The sequence below is a fragment of the Luteimonas sp. GW821-FHT14E02 genome, assembly GCF_058803905.1.
Genome location: NZ_JBXAPK010000021.1, coordinates 1 through 556, shown reverse-complemented (window position 1 = coordinate 556; position 556 = coordinate 1). Strand labels below are relative to the sequence as shown.

1 protein-coding gene is annotated in these 556 nt (G+C 66.0%); it reads right to left on the bottom strand.

The window, feature by feature from the left end; translation table 11 throughout:
• On the bottom strand, positions 1 to 556 hold a 556-nt coding region (locus AC1RNP_RS19045), incomplete at both ends, for an EF-Tu C-terminal domain-related protein (RefSeq protein ID WP_493052865.1).

Sequence of the window (556 nt, the reverse complement as noted above, 5' to 3'; positions counted from 1 at the left end):
ACTTGATGATCTTGGCCACCACGCCCGCGCCGACCGTGCGGCCGCCCTCGCGGATCGCGAAGCGAAGACCTTCGTCCATCGCCACCGGGTTGATCAGCGCCACCACCATCTTCACGTTGTCGCCCGGCATCACCATCTCCGTGCCTTCCGGCAGCGTCACCGCACCGGTGATGTCCGTCGTGCGGAAGTAGAACTGCGGACGGTAGCCCTTGAAGAACGGCGTGTGACGACCACCCTCGTCCTTCGACAGCACGTACACCTCGGCCTCGAACTCCGTGTGCGGCGTGATGCTGCCCGGCTTCGCCAGCACCTGACCACGCTCCACGTCCTCGCGCTTGGTGCCGCGCAGCAGCAGACCCGCGTTGTCACCCGCCTGGCCCTGGTCCAGCAGCTTGCGGAACATCTCAACGCCGGTCACCGTCGTCTTCGCCGTCGGGCGGATGCCCACGATCTCGACTTCGTCACCCACCTTGATGATGCCGCGCTCGATACGGCCGGTCACCACCGTGCCGCGACCGGAGATCGAGAACACGTCTTCCACCGGCATCAGGAACGC